The following is a 19036-nucleotide window of genomic DNA, read 5'->3' as shown; positions in this document are numbered from 1 at the left end:
TAGGCCGCACAAAAAAGGCCGGACGCCCTCGCGGGCATCCGGCCTTTGCTCTTCTGGGCCGAAGGGCTTACCAGCGGTAGGTGGCCGTTGCCACAGCAGTGCGCTGCGTTCCCAGATAGCAGTAGCCGTAGGCGCAGTTCGCAACGTAGGTCTTGTTGGTCAGGTTGCGCAGGTTCAGCGCCAGCGTCCAGCGATCGATGTCGTAGCCGATCATGGCGTCCAGCAGCGTGTACGAAGGCACCTTGGCCGGCGCCACGACTTCCGCGTCACCGCGGGTCGAGCCGTTGAAGCGCACGCCCGCGCCCACCTTCAGGCCGTTGCTGAAGCGATAGTCCGCCCACACCGAGAGGCGGTTGCGCGGAACGGACATGGCCTGCTTGCCGATCTCCTCGGCCCGGCTGCTGGCCGTGACGATGGCCCGCGGCGTGTAGGCGTAGGAGGCCGTGAGATTCAGGCGCGGCATGAGTTCGGTGGTGGCTTCGAGTTCGAGGCCCCGCACCGAGATCTCGCCGGTCTGCTTCGGCATGAAGGTCGCGTCATACGTGATGTAGTTCTTGCGGCGCAGATCGAAGATGGCCGCGCTGTAGAGCGACTTGCCGCCCGGCGGCTGGTAGCGGATACCGGCCTCGTACTGGCGGCCGCTTTCAGGCTTGAAGGGGGTCCGGGTGGCCGGATCGAGGGCGCCAATGGGCGCGAACGACTCCGAGTAGCTCAGGTACGGCGCCAAGCCGTTCGGCGCCAGGTAGACCAGGCCCGCGCGCTTGGTGAACTTGTGCTCCGAAATGCGCTGCGTGGAGCCGTCGAGGCGGCTGTAGTTGGTGCTTTGCGCCGTGTCGTAGCGCCCGCCGATGGTGAGCGACCAGCGGTCGCCCCACTTGATCTGGTCCTGCAGGTAGATGCCGGTCTGCGCGAGCCGGCTCACACCGTTGACGTAGGGCTGCGGAATGTCGATGGTGCGGCCGTACACAGGCGCGTAGATGTCGAGCAGCGGCGCACCGAAGGGGCTGCTGTAGGTGTACTGGTCGATGCGGGTGCGCTGGTAGTCCAGGCCCACCAGTACCTTGTGGCGCCAGTCGCCCGAGCGCAGGTCGGCCTGCAGCTGGTTGTCCATGGTGACGGACGATGTGCTTTCCTGGCTGCCGAAGACGCCGCGGTTCAGGTAGCGGTAGTTCTCCGCGCTCAGCGCATTGGCCGGGTCCATGGGGACGAAGCTCGGCGCCTGCAGGGCGCGGTAGTCGACCTCGAGCTTGCCGTAGCGCAGCTTCTGGCGCACGGTGAAGGTGTCGTTGAAGCGATGCTCGAGCTGGTAGCCGATCATCTTCTGGTCCTGGTTGAAGTGATCGAAGTTGGGATCACCGGCGTTCAGGTCGCTGGGAATGTACGTGCCGATGCGCGTTGGCGTGAGCGAGCCGGCCGCGGGGCGGATGCGGGTGTAGCTGCCTGCGCGGTTCTTCTGGTACTGGGCCAGCAGCGTGAAAGTGGTGTCGCTCGATGGCTTCCAGGTGATGGAGGGAGCGATGTAGGTGCGGTCGTCGCGCGAGCTTCCGCCGGGCAGCTGGGCGTCGCGCACCACGCCGGTGATGCGGTAGAGCACCTTGCCTTCGGCGTCGAGCGCGCCCGAGAAATCGCCGGCCACCTGGCGGCGGGCGTCGCTGCCGTACTGCAACTGGATCTCGCGCAAGGGCTCCGCGGTGGGCAGCTTGCTCGCGATGTTGACCACGCCGCCCGGGCTTGCCATGCCATAGAGCACCGACGTGGGGCCGCGCAGCACTTCGATGCGTTCGCTGCCGTAGTTCTCGGTTTTCCACAGGCCCCAGGTGCCGTTGTTGCGCAGCGGCAGGCCGTCCAGGTAAAAGCCCGGCGCATAGCCGTCGAAGCCGCGGATCGAGATCCAGTCGTAGCGCGAATCGGCTCCGAAGGGGGAAATGCCCACGCCCGGGGTGTAGCCGAGCGCGTCCTTGACGTTGGTGGCACCAATGGCGTCCATGCGGTCGGCCGTGATGACCGAGATCGATTGCGGCGTCTCGACAATCGGCGTGTCCGTCTTGCTGCCGGCGGTGCTGCGCTTGGCAAGGTAGCCGTTGACCCGGCCGCTGGCGGATTCTTCCGTGTCGGCGTTCACCGTGATGGCGGGGAGCGTCGAATCGCCGGCCCGCTGCTGTCCAGACGCCTGCGCCAGGGCGCTCACGCTGCAAAGGGAAAAGGCCGTTCCGAAGGCCGTGGCGAGCGCGGCATTCAATAGACGTTGACGGGGCAGGGGACGCATAAAGTTGATACTCCAGGTGCTTGAATACGACGTGTTCACGTTGCGACGCCCAAGGCCGGCCGGTTTCGGCACCTTGGCGCTTCCATACATGAGACGTTTGGCTTAAAAAAAAGGAGACAGCGGCCTGTCTCCTTTTTTGTCCCTGGTAGGTGATTTATCCGCCGCTTCTGCGCTCACCGCCTGTGCGCGCACTGTCCGCAACGGACTTGCCTGAGCGGGCGCCATCGTCCGACCGGCCTTCGATCCTAGTGGAGGTCCGCGATGCCCTTCTTGTAGAAGTGCTTCGCACCTGCTCTTCGACCGGATGCAACCGCGCCCGGCCCTCCATTTGCTCCAGTTGCTTCTGCCGCTCGGCGATGGCCAGCTTCTGCGCATCCTCGCCATAGCGATAGACGCTGAACGTCTTCTGCAGGAGCTTGCCGGGTCCGATGTAGGTGTGCGCCGACCATTGGCGCGGCCGGCCGTCGGGTCCCAACACGCAGGTGACGCCCACAATGCCCGTCTTGTTGTTGCTGCGCAGTTTGTTGGCTCTTTGCTGGCGCATGACCGGTGGGTGCTGCCGGACGACGTCATCGCGCCAGGCCTGCGCCTGCGCCAAGGCGTCTTGAACGCCGCCAAGCTTCGCGAACGAGAACGTCTTGCTGAAACGTTGCCGGCTGCGTTCCAGCTTGACCAGCCAGTAGGTCTTGTGGCGAACGATGCCGTACATGGCGGCGTCGTTCTGGCCGTTGCCCAAGCGGTTGCTCGCCGCATCCAGCTCGGCTTTCACGGCGAAGCCTGCGACCATCAAGCTCAACTGCCGCTCGCGTTCGGCAATGGCCAGTTGCTTGGCTGCCGTTGAAAAGCGCGCGGTGCTGAAAGTCTCGCGCATGAGCGTGCCATCCGCCATCGGGGTTTCAGCGCACCAGTAGCTGGACTGTTTGTCCGGCCCCACCACGAAGGCGATGCCGCCGGGCTTGCCGTTGCAGATCGCGCGCTCGACGGTGCGCCAACGGGGAATCTCCGGATGCTCCTGCATGAGTTGGTCGCGCCGGGCCTGGGCGAGGGCCAGCGCCTCGGGTTCGCTGCGGATCGCCCCGAACTTGAACAGATGGCGGTGCTCGATGCCGTTGCGCGACAACTGCACCCACCATCCGTCGGACGAGCGCACAAGGCAGCGCAGCGGCTGCGGATTCGCGGTTCCTTTGGGCACGGGGTCTGCGGCTGCGAATGAAGGGGCAGTCTGTTCAGCTCTGACGCGTGGCCCTGCTGTGATGAACGTACAGATAGATCAGGCCGACGGGTGCGATGAAGATGGCGAAGGTCCAGCACACCAGCATCGTGAACAACTTGACGAAGAGCATGAGGATGGCATTCACATAGAACGTGTTCGCGCCCAGCAAGAAATTGATCACGCCCTCGTAGACGAATCGCGAATAGGGGTAGAGAAACGTGTTCGCGACCAGGAAGATCGCCATCCCGAGCGACATGATGTGGGGTGAGCGGCTGGCAAAGAAAACGAAGAATGCCGCAAAGCACAGGCCGAACACGAACTGACGGAAGTAGTAGGCGGGGGTCAATCCGCCGAAGGTTTTGGCGAGCAATGGGTGCATATGGTGTTTTTCTAAAGACGGTTGTTGTGATCGGGTGCCGACGTTCAGCAGCGCCAGATGAATCGGTGGGGTGTGGCAGGCACTTTCTTGATCTTTCCGAACTCCTGTTGAGCTTCAAAAACTTGCGTTGAGATTGAACCCAAAGGTGGTCCTGGCCGTGCGATACCCCTCGGGTTTGCGGATCGGCGCGCCCATGAAGAAGTCATAGCTCAACTTGCTCCACTGCCCCCGCACGCCAATGACCGCACCCGCCAGGCTGCGGCCCAGCAGGTCGACCGTCGAGCGCCCACCCACATGCCCGTAGTCGGCGCCGACATACAGCTCCGCCCCGCTCTGTCCCATGGCCCACCCGATGTCATTGCGAATCAGCCAGCCCCGCTCCCCCATCAGGCTCGTCTCGCCGTCGAAGCCGCGCACCGTGTAGCGCCCGCCGATGGCGAACCGGTCCTGCGACATCAGCGGCGTGCGGTTCCACTGGGCGCGGATCAGGCCCGAATAACGCAGCTTCTGTGCACCCAGCTTGAACGGCGCATTCAGGCTCACTTCGGCCGTGTACAGCTTCATGCGCGAAGTGCCGTCCAGCGGCTCGGCAGGGTTGCTGCGGTGGTAGATCTCCTGCGGCGAGGTCCGGGCGCCGAAGCCGCCCGTGCCGTGCTTGAACGCCAGCGTGCCCTCCAGCGTGGCCTCGCCGATGAACTCCTTGTGGTTCAGCCCGAGTTCCCAGCCGCCCACCACCTGGTGCTGCACCGGCACTTCCGTGTCCTCGATGAGGCTGCGCGACTCCCTGCGGAAGCCCTTGAGCGCCAGCGTCGTCTTGCGGCTTTGGTCCCGGTACAGCAGGCGCGAGAGCTTCACTTCGGCGTTGTTGGACTTGCCGGCGTAGTTGATCGGTCCGTTGAAGCTTTCCACGCTCTGGTGGTACTGGCTGTTCGAGGCGGTGAAGCCCAGCATCCAGTAGCCATACGGCAGCGAATAGTGCACCGTCTGGCCCTCGGTGCCGTAGCTCGGCTCCGAGAGGAAATGGCTGTTGATGCTGTGGTTGGCGCTGACATAGAACAGATCGTTCAGCCCGAAGGGGTTGTCCAGTGACACCGTGGCACCGGCCTGGTAGCGGCCCGTGGCCTTGGTGCCGCTGTCGTCCAGGCTCAGGGCCACGCGCCACTTCCTGACCTGCACGTACTTGACCACCAGGTCGCTGTCGCCGGGCTTGGCATCGGGCGCGGTCGAGGGCTCGATCTGGATGTCGGCCTCGGCCGTGGGGGCGCGCTTGAGGTTCTCCAGGCCTTGCTCGATGTCGCGCAGGTTCAAGAGGTCGCCCGGCCGGGCGGGAATGGCCGAACCCAGCAAGGCGCCGCTGCCCAGCAGCGTGGATGAAGAATCGGGCGTGGCCCGGATTGCCGCGATGCGTCCCGGCACCAGCGACAGGGTCAGGGTGCCGGTGGACAGGTCTTGCGGCGCAGCCAGCACGCGGGTGGTGACAAAGCCGCGCGCGATGGCCGCCTGCTGGGCGCGGGCGAGCACCACGTTCACGCCGGCGGTGCCCAGGCAGCGGCCGAGAGGCGAATCGTTGCCGTCAGGGCCAGACAGATCAGAGACCGCCCATTGGAACAATTCGGCCTGCTCGCCGACCAGCAGCACGCGGTCGATGCGGAAGCACGGGGCTTCGGTCTCGGGAATGCGTGCCACCGGTGCGGGCGGTGCGGCCTGCGGGCGTTGATCGACCGTGCGCTCGTTCTGTTCGCGCAGGGCGCGTTCGCGTTCCTGCTGGCGCTGTTGTTCGACGAAGGGTTGGGGAGTGGTGGGGGTTTGCTGTGCAACCGACAAAGAGGGCAATGCCAGCGAAGCGAATGCGCAGACAAAATGCACGCGACCCGCGCGTGTTCTGAGGTGATGAGTCATGGGGTATTCGATGGCCCGCCGGATGCTTCGAACGTCAAGCGTCCGAACGCCAGATGAACGAAGTGGCACTGCTCAAGAGCGAGGAAGCGCGCGCTCCCCCGCGAACGAGCAACTACTTCGTCGTCTTGAGAATGGTCCCCACAGACAGGCTTTTCACCTGGTACTTGCCAGGCAACTCTTCGAGCTTGACCAAGCTGTTTCGGGCCATGATGATCCCCATCGATGGGTCCTGTTGGATGAACACGATGTCGCCGGCCTTGACCGAGACCGAGGTATCGGCCCAGTTCTCGGCCTTCGACAAAATCTTGTGCTCCCCTGGCCGCAGGCTGAAGTAGATGTACTGGCTGCCTCGGGTGTAGCCCATTTCGGATGCTGGCTCCTGATCGTCGACGAAGACGTTGAAGCGAACCATGCTGCCCGTTGAAGAGGGGCGTACCACATAAACCATGGCTTCGCCGTCGCTCGGCAGCTTTGGAAGCTGGAAATCCGCGGTGGCGGTCTTCATCGCCTCCGGTGATGGCAGGCTCGCGCAGCCCGTGGCAGCAATTGCTGTACATGCCAACAGGATGTTGGCGATGGTTCTTTTGATTCTCATTGTTGATACTCCCTAGGGTTGTTGAAACTAATTGATGTTGTGCTGCGGAGCGCCTCGGATGCGCCCATGAATATCAGATCTTCAGTCAAAGAAAGTGCCTTATCCACCGCCTCTCGGGCCAAAAAACGCAATAAAAAGTGAGGAGAGTGCAAAAGCAATCAAAGGGGCCATCAACAAGATCAGCCCCGAAAGCAAGTACTTCACGGATCTTGACGCGGTCGAGCGAAAGAGCCTGATGTTGTAGTTCGTCGCAGTCGCCCCAACAAGACCACCAATTGCACCGCCGACAAGGACGAGCAGTAACGGCAATCCCACCCAGAGATATTCATGCCAGCGCAATTTCGTCTTTTCGTTCATCTTTCCTCCCCTTTGGTTGTGTTTCAAGTGGACTCCCTCGTACTCACTCACCGTGCGAGCTAGCCCGGGAGCAAGCAACCCAGGTACTCCCGCGCAAAGACAGTGACTGCGATGCAGGTAGTCACGACAGCTGCGGTGGTGACGATCTTTCGCACCATCGACGAACCTGTTGCAGTCAACCAGGCGTGTGTTGTGAAGAAGGCACCCGCAATGACGCCAATCATTGCCCCTAGGATCACGAAGCGCAGCCAGCGATTGATGGGAGACCATTGCCAGATATCGGTAAAAACCCACACAAGAAAAGGTACAAGCAACGCCCCACCAATTGCCATTGAAGCGGTTATGGCTGTGACAAAAATCGTCGTTTGCAACGCGAACACTTTCGCCCATGGAAATTGTTTTCTCAACTTGGTCCTTTGATCTGGTCTTTGGCGCCCGAGCCGAGCAGCGATCCGCTGGTGTTGATGATGATCAAAATGACTTCAACGTTGTCAAGGAAGCCGCATCGCACCGCAACTTAACGGGAAGAATTTTTCCGATCCATTCACGCAAGACAACCAAGAGAGTGATATAGATCACCACGACCAGAGCGGTTGTCACAACCTTTCTCGCCAACGAGGAAGATGTGTGAACCAACCACTGGTAATTGGTAAAAAGCGCCCCCATCAAAACGCCCCCGATTGCCGCCAGGACCACGAAGCGAAGCCAGCGATTGACGGGAGTCCATTGCCAGATGTCTGTCAGAAGCCAAAGATATGCGGGAATGACGATACCCAACATCAGCGCCATGCCCAGCGCAAACGCCAGCCCAAAAATAAGGGCAAGCAACAAGAAGGTTGCAATCCAGCCGTGCTTGCGTCCCATCATTTCCCTTGCGCTCTCTGTAGCGCCTCCTTCGTAGAATTTCCGACGGTTTCTTGTGCCCCGCTTGAACGGACATTGCCAGCCATCCCCGCAAACATGAGCACAACAAAATCGAATATTGTCCCAAAGGTAAGCTTGCACCATGAGCCCTCATGATCGACGATGAAAGAACATAAGCATCAAACGAATTGCATCGAAGAGAATGCAAAATATTGCGGCTGCAAGAATTACGAGAAACATAGACCAGTGCTTATCTCTCGAAAATACGGGAGTCCCTAAGGACGCGATCTTGTAGAACCACTCAATAAATTCCGGCAGTCTCCACATCCCAATAGAGATCAGAATCATGACACCTATTCTGACGACGCTCCCTTTCCATGCTGGAGAAATAATCAGTTTATCGAATGAGTTCATTTATTTCTTGCTGGTTGACCGGGGATAAAGGAGGCTCCGCCTTGAAGCACCGACCCAACAATAGCACCGCCAACCACAGGCGATGGATTTGGCGAACCCTGAAACAATGCTGGAATTTTAGGATTGAGGTTGTTGTAAACAAACGGTGAAGTGACCTGACGCAGTCCTAGTATTGCTGCCGGGTCCTTGGGGGTCGGTGGCGGGGACGCCGGCCCAGCCGTTCCAGCCGATGTCGGGGATCCGCTGGAAGCCGCCGATGCTGAAGAGGACTTCGCTCGCCGCATAGCGCACGCTGCTGCCGGGGAGCGCGTATTCGACGATGTGCTGGTCCGATCCGGGCTCCAGGGTCCAGGTCACGCCGCCGTTGGTGTTGCTCAGCGTGGCCGTCTTGATGTCGACGTTGCGGGTCGCCTCGATCGTTGCGGCGTGGTTGTTCACCGCACCGGCCGAGCCGGTGGCATGGCCCAGCGCATCGAGGCTGCCGCCGATGGCAAGATCGCCGTCGCTGAAGATCAACGACCCGTCGCGGTTGTTGATGGTGGTGGCGCCAATGTCCAGGCGCCGGCGCGCGGCGATGGTCGCGGCGCTGGTGGTGCCGTTGACGGCGGTTTCTGCCAGGTTGTTGAGTGTGCCGACACCGATGGAGATCTGGTCGCCGTAGATGCGGCCGGTGCCGATGTTGTCGAGCGTGCCCGCATCGATGCGCGTCAAACTGCCGTCGATCACGCCGCGGTTCGTCACCGTGCCGGTGGCGCTAAGCCGCGTGATGGTGCCCTGGATGTCGCCGGTGGCGGTGTTGTCGATGTTGGGTGCAGAAAGCGATAGGTCGTTGCCGGCGGCAATCCTGCCGCTGTTGCTGATGTTGCCGCCGGCGGCGATGCTCAGGTCGCGGTTGGCGATGGTCTCGCTGCCCGCGGCGATCACGACGTCCTGCGTCAAGGCAAGGCGCATGTCTTGCTGGGAGAGCAGCTTGCCGTTGTTGGCGAGCGAAGCTGCATCGACGAGGAGTGCCTTGCCGGCCAGCAATGTGCCGCCGTTGACCAGGTTCAAGGTCTTTGCAGCCGCGGTCGGATCAACGATGGCCAGCGTGTTCCCCGCGAAGATCAGGCCGCCAGTGCCGTTGTCGACGCGGCCGCCACTGGTAAGCGTGGTGTTCACATCGGCGCGGATGGCGCCCGAGGTGTTATCGACAGTCGTGGCGGCGATGGAGACGTTCTGGCCTTCGATGCCTTGTTCGGCACCGGAGGTGAGGCGGTTGTCGATGCTGCCCGCATTCAGGGTCGTCGTGGCGGTCGAGCGAATCAGGCCGCCGATGTTCGCGATGCTGCCGGCGTTGACGCCCAGGTCGCCTATGGCGAGTGTTTGACCATGGCTGTTGTGGTAGCTCGCGCCCTGGGTGTTGATCGCCACCGTAGACTGGCCGAGCACCATGCCGCCATTGGTGTTGGTGAAGGATTGGGTTGTGGCGTCCACCGCATTGGTCGCGCCGATGAAGCCCGCTGCATTGTTCACCGCGCCCGTGTTCAGCACCAGCGTATCCGCGCTGGCGATGCCGCCCTGCCGGGTGCTGTGGCCCGCGGCATTGGTGTTCGTCAACGCTTGGCCATTCGTATTGATGGTCATCGCGCTGCCGGATTGGATCAGGCCCGCATCATTTGCGAGAACGCCCGAGCTCACCGCCACCGTGGTGGTCGCGGTTATCGTGCCGCGCGTGTTGTCGAGAGAACCGCCGTGCGTGTCGATGGAGAGGCTGTCGCCGCTGACCGCGCCGTCGGTGTTGGCCAAGCCACTGTTCGCGAGCACGACCGGGCCAGAGGCCAGCATGCGGCCTGCCGTGTTGACGGTGGCACCGCTCGTGGTGACGCGCAGATCGCCGGCCACGGAGGCCAGGGTGCCTGCGGAATTGTCCAGGCTGGCGGCGTCGACCGTGGTGTTGCCGTTACCGGCCAGCGTTCCTTCGACGTTGGACACCGCCCCAGCGGCCTTGACACTCAAGATGCCCGGCGTTGTGATCGTAGCCTTGTTGGTGGTCACGTTGCCTTGCCTGGCCGTGACCGCGATATTGGCTGCGCTGGTCTGGCTGGCCGAGAGATCGACACTCGCGCCCAGCAACGTGGCATTGCCGGCCGCAAGGTTGGTGCCGTTGGCGATCAATGCGCCGTTGCTGGTCACGCGCAGATCACCCGCGCTGCCGAGGCTGCCATCGTTCTGGATACCGGCACCGAGCACGCCGGTGTTGCTGCTTTGCAAGCTGCCGGCCTGGATCGTGGTGTTGCGGCCGGCCGTGATGCTGCCGTCGTTGGTCAGCGCGCCGCCGACTGCGACATTGACATCGTTCGCGCCGCGCAAGCTGCCGCTATTGGCGAGCGAGCCTGCTTGCACGTTCAGGTCGGTGGCCGCGTTGATGGAACCGCCGCTGCCATTCACCAGCTGGTTGGTCACTGCGAGCTGCACGCCAGCCTGTGCTGACTGGATATTGCCCTGCGTATTCTGGAGGGAGCCAGTGTTGAGCGTCAGGCCTTGGTTGGAAGCCAAGGTGCCACTGTTGTTGATGGTTGACTCCGGCCACATTGGCGTTCAGGGCGCCTGTCGCAGAAATCGTCCCGCGCGTGTTGTCAGCCTGGCCGCCCACGGTCAGGGTGGCGTCGGTGGCACTGGTCAGCTTGCCGTCCACATTGACTAGATCGCCCGTGGTCGCAATGTTCAGGCTGCCCGCGTTCAGCGTCCCACCGGTGTTGTTCAACTCGCCCACGTTGGCGCTGAAGCTGTTGCTGACGTTGAGAGTTCCGCCCGCGTTGCTGAAGGTCGGGCCCGTGACCGCCATGCTGGCCACCGACAGCGAGCCGCCCGCATTGTTGATCTGCGGGGTGTTCAGTGTGACCGGGCCGCCAGCGTAGATCTTGCCCCCGTCATTGAGGATGGCGCCTGCCGCGGTGAGGGTGCCGGGCGACGTGGGCACATACGGTGCCGGTGCGGGCGAGGCTGTGCCGCCGGAACCCGAGGTGGAACCCGTTCCAGCCGTGGGCGTACCTGGACTGGCGGTGCCGCCCGTGTCGGCGCTGCCTCCAGTGCTTGCACCGCCGCCCGAGCCCGCCGTGGGTGCAGGCAACGGCTCGGCACCGATGACCCCTCCGTTCGTGTTGGACAGCACCGGTGCAGTGATCGCGAGTCCCACGCTGCTGGTCTGGCGGATCGTGCCGCCGCGGTTGTCGATGTCACCGGCGCTGGCAAGCTCGACGCGCGTGCCTTCGAGGGTGCCGGTGTTCTCCAATCTGCCCGCTGAAGTGACGATGAGGTTGCCGTTGCTGGCGCCGATGCTGCCGGCGTTGCGCACGCCCAGGCCGGCCTCGGTACCGATGAGCGTGATCTTGCCGGCGTACATGCCGCCGAGCGCGGCCACGTCCAGAGCAAAGGTGGGAGCGGCGCCGGTGCCGGCGGTTGGCGTGATCTGGCTGTGGTCGGCGCTGACCTGGTTCGCGCCTGTGACCACCTTGAGGTCGGTGGCGTAGATCGCCGCATTGAGCTGCACGGCGCGAGCCAAGATGGCCGCGTAGTCCGTCTTGCTGGCATCCAGGCCCGCACCATCGATGGTGACGGTGCCGCCTCGCACCAGGAAGCTGTCCAGGCCGCCGATGGCGCTGAATTGCGGCGTGCCCGTGGTCACCGTGGCGCGGCTGGCATTGATGAAGCCGCCGCCATTGATGCTGATGCCGGCAGGGTTGGCGATGATCACCTCGGCGCGCTGCCCCGCGACTTCGATGTAGCCGCGCAACTGGCTCGGGCTGCCGCCGTTCACCTCGGTCAGGATGATGCGTGCGGGTCCGGTCGCGAGATACGGATTGCCCTGGACGATGCCGCCAAGCTGCGTACCTACACTTGTTCTGCTGTTGTTCAGGATGGCCCCATTGGGGGCAACATTGAACTGGTTGAATATATTTCTGCTGACACCGGCGGCGCTGGGCGTCTGGATGTTGATGAGCGGCACGCCGTTCGGCGCGACCATCACGGTGGGGCGCAGGTTGCCCGGAACGTTGGGGGCGCCGACGATCTGGGCGAGGGCAGGCGAGGCTGACAGCATGCCTGCGAGCGCGGCACCCACGAGCATGGGCGCAAAGGCAGCGGCACCGGCGAATGCACCGGACGCAACCGTGGTTGCCTTGGAAGATCCCTTACCAGTGCTCTTGACGGTTTCTTGAACGACCATGCGCAGCCCGCGCTTCGCATTGAACACAATACGGTGCAAATTCTTATTCATGTCGTTCTTCTTCCCTGATCTCTCTGCGTGACAGCCATGCACGCCGCGACAAGCGACCGTGCTGATTCGCCGACATCCACATCGGCATGCCCGGATTTTCCGGTTGAGATGCTGTAAGGAATGTCAACGAATCTGCAGGTGCGCAGATTCAGGTTGGAAGCGCCACATATCTCACGCGCCGGGGCATGGCGATGAGTCATTAAGTTGTCATCGATGCGGTTGCGCTGTGGGTCGCCGGCTACGATTTCGGCCGGTAGCCACGAGTCACGCGAATCTCTCCTCCCTGAGTGAGGCTACCTTTTCTGACCCGCCTCAACGAATCTCGTCCGGACGGGTTTCTTCGCGCCGCGGAGGTGCAAGACCTCATCGGAACGCCCTAGGCTTACGCCTCAGTAGAGAGGCGCCTACGGCCTATGCCTGCACCGGCTGCCGCTCGTGGCGGGGACTGTTTGCGGCGTTCACCGCGGTGGCGGCCACCGGCGCGCCGGCCGGAATGGCCCTGAGCAGGGCGTTGCCGATCTCGCCCGTGCGCACCGAGGTGACCGACAGCAGGGTGTCGCTCAACCCGTGCGACGACTCGCAGGCGCCCTGCAGGAAGATGGCGGGGTGAAAGTCCGGCGTGCTGCCCACGCGGTAGTGGCGGTCGACCGAAAAATCGCCGAGGTAGGGAGCGAGCGGCGTCAGCAGCGCCTTGTGCTGCTCGCGGCCATAGCCGGTGGCCAGCACCACGGCGTCGTAGCGAAGAGTGTCTTCATGGCCGGTGTTCTGGTCGTGCAGGGTCAGCTGGATGCCATCGGCGGCGGCATGCACGCCGCGGATCTCGTGCCGGCGCAGGAAGCGCATGCGCTCTTCGCCGCGAACCTTCTGCTCGTAGAACATCTTGAAGATCTGCTGGATCAGGTCGAGGTCGGCCACCGCATAGTTGGTGTGGCCGAACTCGTCGATCAACGCGGCGCGCTCGTTTTCAGGCTGGCTGTAGATGTAGTCGGTGAACTCGACGTTGAACACCTCGTTCACAAAGGGGCTGTCGTCCGACGGGCGAATCGAGCGGGCCCGCATGATGAGGTCGACCTGCGGCGCATGCGGGCGGCCCTGCAGGTCCATGAAGATCTCCGCCGCACTCTGGCCCGCGCCCACGATGGCAATCCTTGCGGCGTCGGGCAGGCGGGCCATGTCCCGCAGGTAGCTGCTCGAATGGAACACGCGCGGGTCGTTCCTGAGCGCGCGGAACCCGTCCGGAATGTTGGGCATGCCGCCAATGCTCACGACCAGGTTGCGTGCAAGGCGCTCGGTCACGCGGCCGGCGCCGTCGCGCGAGCGCACGCGCAGCAGCGATACCTCGCCGCCGTGGCCTTCTTTTTCGGGCAGCACCTCGAACACTTCCTCGCCATAGACGCAGGCATCTTCGAACTGGGATGCGGCCCACCCCAGGTAGTCGTTGAATTCGTGGCGGCTGGGAAAGAAGGTCTTCAGGTTGATGAAGTCCTGCAGGCGCTTCTTCTCATGCAGGTAGTTGATGAAGGTGAAGCGGCTCGTGGGGTTGCGCAGCGTTGCCAGGTCCTTCATGAACGAGATCTGCATGTGCGCCTGGTCGAGCATCATGTCCTTGTGCCAGGCGAAGCCGGCCTGCTTCTCGATGAACATCGCATCGACGCGGCGGCCGTCGCGCCGTTTCTCATCCAGCGCAATGGCCAGTGCGATGTTCGAAGGGCCGAAGCCGATACCGATGAGGTCGTGAATCACCATGGCGTTTTTCCTTTACGCAGAATGTTGGGCAGGCATGGCGGCGCCGTCGCTGCGGGGCAGCCAGAGGGCGTCGGTGAAGTAGCGTTCGCGCAGCATCACGACCAGCAGGGCGCGCTTGTGCGGCAGGTCGAATTCCTTCACCTTCGCGTAGCCGGACTTGTCGAGGTTGCGGATCTGCTGCAGGTGGTCGATGCGCGGCTCGCCCACGGCGCGCCGGGTGCGTGGGTCGCACAAGAAGATGTAGTGCGAAATCGAGGTGAGCCAGGCGGTGGCAAAGGCCTTGCCGCGAAACGCCGGCTCGCCGATGAGCACGTGCCAGCCGCGGTCGTAGTCGTCCACGTCGTAGAACGGCGCAATGCGGCTTTCCTTGGCCCAGTACATCTCGAAGTAGCCGAAGGGCTCGCCGTCGAGGCAGGCGATCATCGAATACATGTGCGGATCGCGGTCGATGGCCGAGAGGTACTGGCGGTGCTTGTCCAGGTCGCCTTCTTCCTCCCAGATCACGGCCACGTCGGGGTCGTTCATCCAGCGGTTGAACATCGGCAGGTCGGCTTCGGAGTCGAAACTGCGAAACGAAAAGGTCTTGCCGAGCCAGGGGATGAAGCGCTGGTAGAGCACCCCGCGCGGCTTGGGCGGGCGCACGGGGTGGCGCTTGCCGTTGGTCAGTGCGTATTGCAGGGCCATGGGAGCGTGCACTGCGGGCAGCCACAGCGAAGGCTGCTGCCAAAGCATGTCGCGGCAGGCGAGGGCCTGGCCGCCTTCGGCTTGCAGCAGCACGCCGCCCTGCACGAGCGACGCCGCCGGCTGGCTCGGCGCAACGCGCAGCGTCTTGTGGGCCGGGTGGTGTTCGAACGCGCCTTCCAGGGCGGCCAGCAGGTGGGCCGTGGATGTATTGCTGCCGTCCACCCACTGGAGCGCGGCGCCCGAGGCCGCCTGGCTGGTTTTCCACAGCGAGCGTGTTTCGTCCTGCGTGTTGCGCACGCTGAGCGTGTCGCCGTCGCGCGTGATGGCGTGCGGCATGCCGCCCGCATAGGAGACATGGGGAGTTGGCGTCATGCGGTTCTTTCGGTGAGCGGTTGCCGTTGCCCTGCAAGCAGGGCCAGGCCCTCGTGCAGGGCGGGGAAGAGGCTGTGGTTGAAGTTGTTCCAGCGCAGCTCGAGGATGGTGTCCTCCGGGTCGATGGTGGTGCGCAGCGCGTCGTGGATCACCTCGCCGGAGTCGATGCCGTTGTCCACGTAGTGAAGCGAGGCCCCTGTCTTGTAGAGAGGAGGCACAGGCACGCTTTCCATCGTTTGCCAGTTCACGATCTTGCGGCCCTGCGCGCCGTGCAGCGCATCGAGCGTTGCGTAGGCGCCGCGGCGCTCGTACGGCGATTCGATGCGGGTGATGCCCGGATGGATGTTGACGATCTTTCGGTGCAACGGCGCGCCGGGCCGCACCAGTTCGTCGAGGATCACGAGGAGGCCGTCGAGCAAGACGATGTCGGCCTGTAGCGTCAGCAGCTTGTCGAGCAGGGTGCGCTCGAAGCGGCTCTTGCCGCCGGGGCGTTCGGCTGAATCGAGCGGCAGCCGCCTGTATTCGGAAGGCACCGAATGGAAGATGTCCGTGAGCTGTTTGCCTTGCGTCTTCAGGCCCGCCGGAAAAATCCATTTCTTGTCGGGCTGGCACGAAAAGCCGTAGTCCTGCAGCGCGGCCTGGTCTTTCGGCGAGCGCGGATCGTCGTCGATGACGATGCCTTCGAGCGAGTAGGCGTCGCCCAGCGGCGTCTCGTCGAGCGCCTTGGCCAGGTACTCCAGCGGTGAGGCCATGTAGCGCTGTTCTCCCTTGTACGAAATATGCTGGCCGGCCTTGTCGGCGGCGGCGTTTCTCAAAGACAGGATGTAGACGAGCTTGGCCTGGGACATATGCGTGGAATGGATGGATAGATGGAAGACGGAATGGCCCGCAATCTGTTCACCCGAGGCCGCGATGCTCCGGCGCAAGCGGGCAGGCGTTGCAGTGGTGCTCGCGCGGCAGAAGGTAGTTGAGGCAGCACTCCCGGTGCAGCTTGACGGGGTGGCTGCGTTCGCGCCCGTGAAGCGGGTTGGCGCGAGGTTCGTTCGGCCACGTGGCGCTGTGCAGCAGCAGCTGCCGGTCGCGCGCGATCGACGGTGCGCTGCCGGTGGCGGCCAGCGCCACGTCGAATACCGGCTCCATGAGCCGCACGGTGTTGCTCCAGAGAATCTTGGGCGCGAGCCGTGTCAGGCCGGCGAGCGCCTCGAACAGCGGCGCAAGGTGCTGCCAGAGCAGCGGCGCGTAGCGCTCTGCGGCGCCGGCGCCGTGGTGCGGCCGGCCCATGTGCCGGATGTGAAAGCTGGCGGGGCCGCCATGCGCGTCGAGCCGCACCCAGGTGTGTTCCGCCGCAACCGGAAACACGTGCTGCAGCATGCTGGCCGCGGCCATCACAGGCGGCAGCAGCATCGCGATGTATTCGAGGCTCCATGCAGACGCAACGGCGCGCAAGTCTGTGCCGGCAAGGCCCCGGTAGCGCGCATTTCTCTGCAGTACGTCGGCAAGCAGCGCGGGCGATTGCGCAAGGTCCGCCACGCGCACCGCGCCGGGCGGCACGGTGTCGGCGCATTGCAGTTTCTCGCCATGCGCGGCCAGCTCGCCGGGGAACAGGGGCTCCAGCAGCGGGATCACGGATCGGCCGTCGGCAAGGTCATTTCATCAAGACGGATTTGCAGGGCAACTGTTCACGCGCACCGCGCTGAACATTGCCGCGGCTCAACCGTCTAGGCAGTAGGTGGCACGAAGCCGCCGGGGCTGTGCCGGGCGGCATGGTCGTTTCCACGCTGTCGCCCCCGGGGCGGAAAGAGCCTTTGCATGACAACTACCACCACAGGCAACGGCGCCGAGATCGGGCGCCTGCTGAAACCGTTTCTTCCATGGATATCGTTGTCCCTGGTGACGGGCGTCGGTGCCGGTGCGGCCACGGTCGCGCTGCTCGGCACCATCAACCGGGTGCTCAACCAGCCGGGCGGACTGGCGGGCGGCCTGCTGCTGACCTTCGTCGGCCTGTGCGGCGTGGCGCTCTTCGGGCGCATGGCGTCGGACGTGTCGACGAACTTTGTCGGCCAGCGGCTGGTGGCCCAGGTGCGAAAAAGCCTGGCGCAGAAGATTCTCTCGGCACCGATCGATGCGTTGGAGCGCTACCGCACGCATCGCCTGATGCCTGTGCTGTCGCAAGACGTAGACATGATCAGCGACGTGGCGTTTGCGCTGTCGGGCACGCTGATCGCGCTTGCCGTCGCGCTGGGCTGCCTGAGCTATCTCGCGTTTCTTTCGCTGCCGCTGTTTGGCCTGATGCTACTGGCGCTGGTGATCGGCATCAGCGTGCAGCTCATGGCGCAAATCCGAGGTGAGGCCGGCTTCTGGAAGGCGCGCGAGCAGGAAGACCAGTTGCACAAGGCCTACCGCGCCATCAGCGAAGGCGCCAAGGAGCTGCGCATGCACCGCACGCGCCGTACGCGCATGTTCGCGGGGCAGATCGAGCGCATCGTCGACACCATTCGCGTGGTCAACGGGCGCGCCATCAACACCTACGTGATCGCCACCGCCTTCGGCTCGGCGCTGTTTTTTCTGCTGATCGCGTTGATCCTGGGTTGGGCTGCATTCCGCACGACCGAGCCCGCGGTGGTCAGCGGCTTCGTGCTCGTGCTGTTGTTTCTCAAAGGGCCTCTGGACCAGATTGCGCTCACCTTGCCCGGCGTGGGCCGCGCCAAGGTCGCCTTTCAACGCATCGGCGATTTGTCAGCGCGCTTTGCCACGCCGGAGCCGCACCTGCACCTGGAGCGCGCGTCCAACGGTGTCATCCTGAAGAACGAAATCGGCATGCGCGGCGTGCGCTATGCGTTCGATGCGCCCGAAGGCGGCGAAGCCTTTGCGCTCGGGCCCATCGACCTGAAGCTGCGCCGCGGCGAAATGGTGTTTGTGGTGGGCGACAACGGCTCCGGCAAGACCACGCTGATCAAGCTGCTGCTGGGCCTGTATGCGCCGCAAGCGGGCGATGTGCTGATCGACGGCTCGGTGGTCAAGCCCGAAGGCCGCGACGACTACCGCCAGCTCTTCACCACGGTGTTCTCCGACTTCTATCTGTTCGAAGACCTCGTGGCCGGTGAGGAAAGCGAAGGCGGCGCCGGCATGGAGGTGCTGCCCGAAACGGCGCTGCCCTATCTGGAGCGGCTGGAAATCGCTCACAAGGTGAGCCTGAAGAACGGCGCATTCAGCACCACCGACCTGTCAACGGGGCAGCGCAAGCGGCTGGCGCTGGTGCACGCTTACCTCGAAGGCCGCCCGGTGCTGGTGTTCGACGAATGGGCCGCCGACCAGGACCCGACATTCCGTCATCTTTTCTATACCGAGCTGCTGCCCGAGTTGCGCGCCAAGGGACACCTGCTGGTGGTGATCTCGCACGACGACCGCTACTTTCACCTGGCCGACCGCGTCATCACCATGCAGGCGGGAAAGATCGTCGAGGACAACGTGCGCGAATCGCGGGAAAGCCTCGCAGCGTGAAGGAGGGGAATGAAAGACAAGACCACCCGGCCGACCGACGACGACCCGGCCTTCGACGTCGCGTGGTCGCTCTTCTGCACGCTGCATGATTCGCCCTCGCCGGAGCGGGCCGAAGAGCTCATACGCTGGCTCGGCGTGAACCCCGGCAACATCTGCGCGCTGGACGATGTGCTGACCCTGTGGGCCCTGACCGGCGCCGCGCTGATCAAGCCTTCGATGGACGAGGCGCTGCGCGAAGGGGGGCGCCTGCAGTGAGCGACGGACGCGCTACTTTTGCAGGTTGCGCAGTTCCGCCGCCATGCCGCCGAGGGCGTCCCAGCGCCGCCGCGCTTCGTGCGCCGCGGCGGCATGTTCGGCCGATCGGCTGCGCCAGCGGCTCAAGGCCAGGCGCGCGGCAAGAGCCGCATCTTGCGGGGCGCTTTCGCTTTCGACGATGAGCGCGAGCGCACGCTCGATGAGCTTTTCTTCCGGCGCGCTTGCCACGTTGCGAC

General features: G+C 63.8%; 15 protein-coding genes and 1 pseudogene. 2 read left to right on the top strand and 14 right to left on the bottom strand.

Annotated elements, in window-relative coordinates:
• Positions 1–67: 67 nt before the first annotated feature.
• From GOQ09_RS19070 to fhuF, 13 genes and pseudogenes are all read right to left on the bottom strand, one after another.
• A complete protein-coding gene (locus GOQ09_RS19070) occupies positions 68–2266 on the bottom strand; it encodes a TonB-dependent siderophore receptor (protein WP_157614953.1) in 2199 nt (732 codons plus the stop codon).
• Between the two features lie 154 nt (positions 2267–2420).
• The gene (locus GOQ09_RS19065; RefSeq protein WP_157614952.1) at positions 2421–3392 is read right to left on the bottom strand and encodes a hypothetical protein; all 972 of its coding nucleotides are present in this window, start codon (positions 3390–3392) and stop codon (positions 2421–2423) included.
• 100 nt (positions 3393–3492) lie between these two features.
• Entirely contained in the window at positions 3493–3858 is a 366-nt protein-coding gene (locus tag GOQ09_RS19060) for a hypothetical protein (protein ID WP_157614951.1), read from the bottom strand.
• A gap of 114 nt (positions 3859–3972) precedes the next feature.
• Positions 3973–5757 (bottom strand): ShlB/FhaC/HecB family hemolysin secretion/activation protein, encoded by a 1785-nt coding sequence (locus tag GOQ09_RS19055; protein ID WP_157614950.1) that lies wholly within the window; start codon positions 5755–5757, stop codon positions 3973–3975.
• A 112-nt stretch (positions 5758–5869) separates the two neighbouring features.
• The gene (locus GOQ09_RS19050; protein WP_157614949.1) at positions 5870–6352 is read right to left on the bottom strand and encodes a DUF2846 domain-containing protein; all 483 of its coding nucleotides are present in this window, start codon (positions 6350–6352) and stop codon (positions 5870–5872) included.
• A gap of 99 nt (positions 6353–6451) precedes the next feature.
• The gene (locus tag GOQ09_RS19045) at positions 6452–6709 is read right to left on the bottom strand and encodes a hypothetical protein (protein WP_157614948.1); all 258 of its coding nucleotides are present in this window, start codon (positions 6707–6709) and stop codon (positions 6452–6454) included.
• 59 nt (positions 6710–6768) lie between these two features.
• The gene (locus tag GOQ09_RS19040; protein ID WP_157614947.1) at positions 6769–7116 is read right to left on the bottom strand and encodes a hypothetical protein; all 348 of its coding nucleotides are present in this window, start codon (positions 7114–7116) and stop codon (positions 6769–6771) included.
• Between the two features lie 64 nt (positions 7117–7180).
• On the bottom strand, positions 7181–7576 hold the full coding sequence (locus tag GOQ09_RS19035) for a hypothetical protein (RefSeq protein ID WP_157614946.1): 396 nt from the start codon (positions 7574–7576) through the stop codon (positions 7181–7183).
• A gap of 861 nt (positions 7577–8437) precedes the next feature.
• Positions 8438–12242 (bottom strand): annotated as a pseudogene (locus tag GOQ09_RS26630) (filamentous hemagglutinin N-terminal domain-containing protein); the annotation flags it as partial.
• Between the two features lie 411 nt (positions 12243–12653).
• The gene (locus GOQ09_RS19025) at positions 12654–13988 is read right to left on the bottom strand and encodes a lysine N(6)-hydroxylase/L-ornithine N(5)-oxygenase family protein (protein WP_157614945.1); all 1335 of its coding nucleotides are present in this window, start codon (positions 13986–13988) and stop codon (positions 12654–12656) included.
• Positions 13989–14000: 12 nt separating this feature from the next.
• Positions 14001–15044, bottom strand: a complete 1044-nt coding sequence (locus tag GOQ09_RS19020) for a GNAT family N-acetyltransferase (protein ID WP_157614944.1) — start codon at positions 15042–15044, stop codon at positions 14001–14003.
• Positions 15041–15892 (bottom strand): N(5)-hydroxyornithine transformylase PvdF, encoded by an 852-nt coding sequence (locus GOQ09_RS19015; protein WP_157614943.1) that lies wholly within the window; start codon positions 15890–15892, stop codon positions 15041–15043. Before GOQ09_RS19015 ends, GOQ09_RS19020 begins: the two co-directional genes overlap by 4 nt.
• 49 nt (positions 15893–15941) lie before the next feature.
• A complete protein-coding gene (gene fhuF / locus GOQ09_RS19010; protein ID WP_157614942.1) occupies positions 15942–16670 on the bottom strand; it encodes a siderophore-iron reductase FhuF in 729 nt (242 codons plus the stop codon).
• 183 nt (positions 16671–16853) lie between these two features.
• On the opposite strand from fhuF, the gene GOQ09_RS19005 reads away from it, so the two are divergent.
• Both GOQ09_RS19005 and GOQ09_RS19000 read left to right on the top strand, forming a co-directional pair.
• Positions 16854–18545 (top strand): cyclic peptide export ABC transporter, encoded by a 1692-nt coding sequence (locus GOQ09_RS19005; RefSeq protein ID WP_157614941.1) that lies wholly within the window; start codon positions 16854–16856, stop codon positions 18543–18545.
• Positions 18546–18554: 9 nt separating this feature from the next.
• Positions 18555–18800 carry a hypothetical protein gene (locus GOQ09_RS19000; RefSeq protein ID WP_157614940.1) on the top strand — a complete coding sequence of 82 codons (246 nt, stop codon included), beginning with the start codon at positions 18555–18557 and terminating at the stop codon, positions 18798–18800.
• Positions 18801–18812: 12 nt separating this feature from the next.
• Here the strand turns inward: GOQ09_RS19000 and GOQ09_RS18995 are convergent, their stop codons facing one another.
• Positions 18813–19028 carry an iron dicitrate transport regulator FecR gene (locus tag GOQ09_RS18995; RefSeq protein ID WP_157614939.1) on the bottom strand — a complete coding sequence of 72 codons (216 nt, stop codon included), beginning with the start codon at positions 19026–19028 and terminating at the stop codon, positions 18813–18815.
• Between the last annotated feature and the right edge of the window lie 8 nt (positions 19029–19036).

Origin of the sequence: Variovorax paradoxus (genome assembly GCF_009755665.1) — a bacterium.
GTDB classification, from domain to species: Bacteria; Pseudomonadota; Gammaproteobacteria; order Burkholderiales; family Burkholderiaceae_C; genus Variovorax; species Variovorax paradoxus_G.
This window is presented reverse-complemented; position numbering and strand designations above follow the sequence as displayed.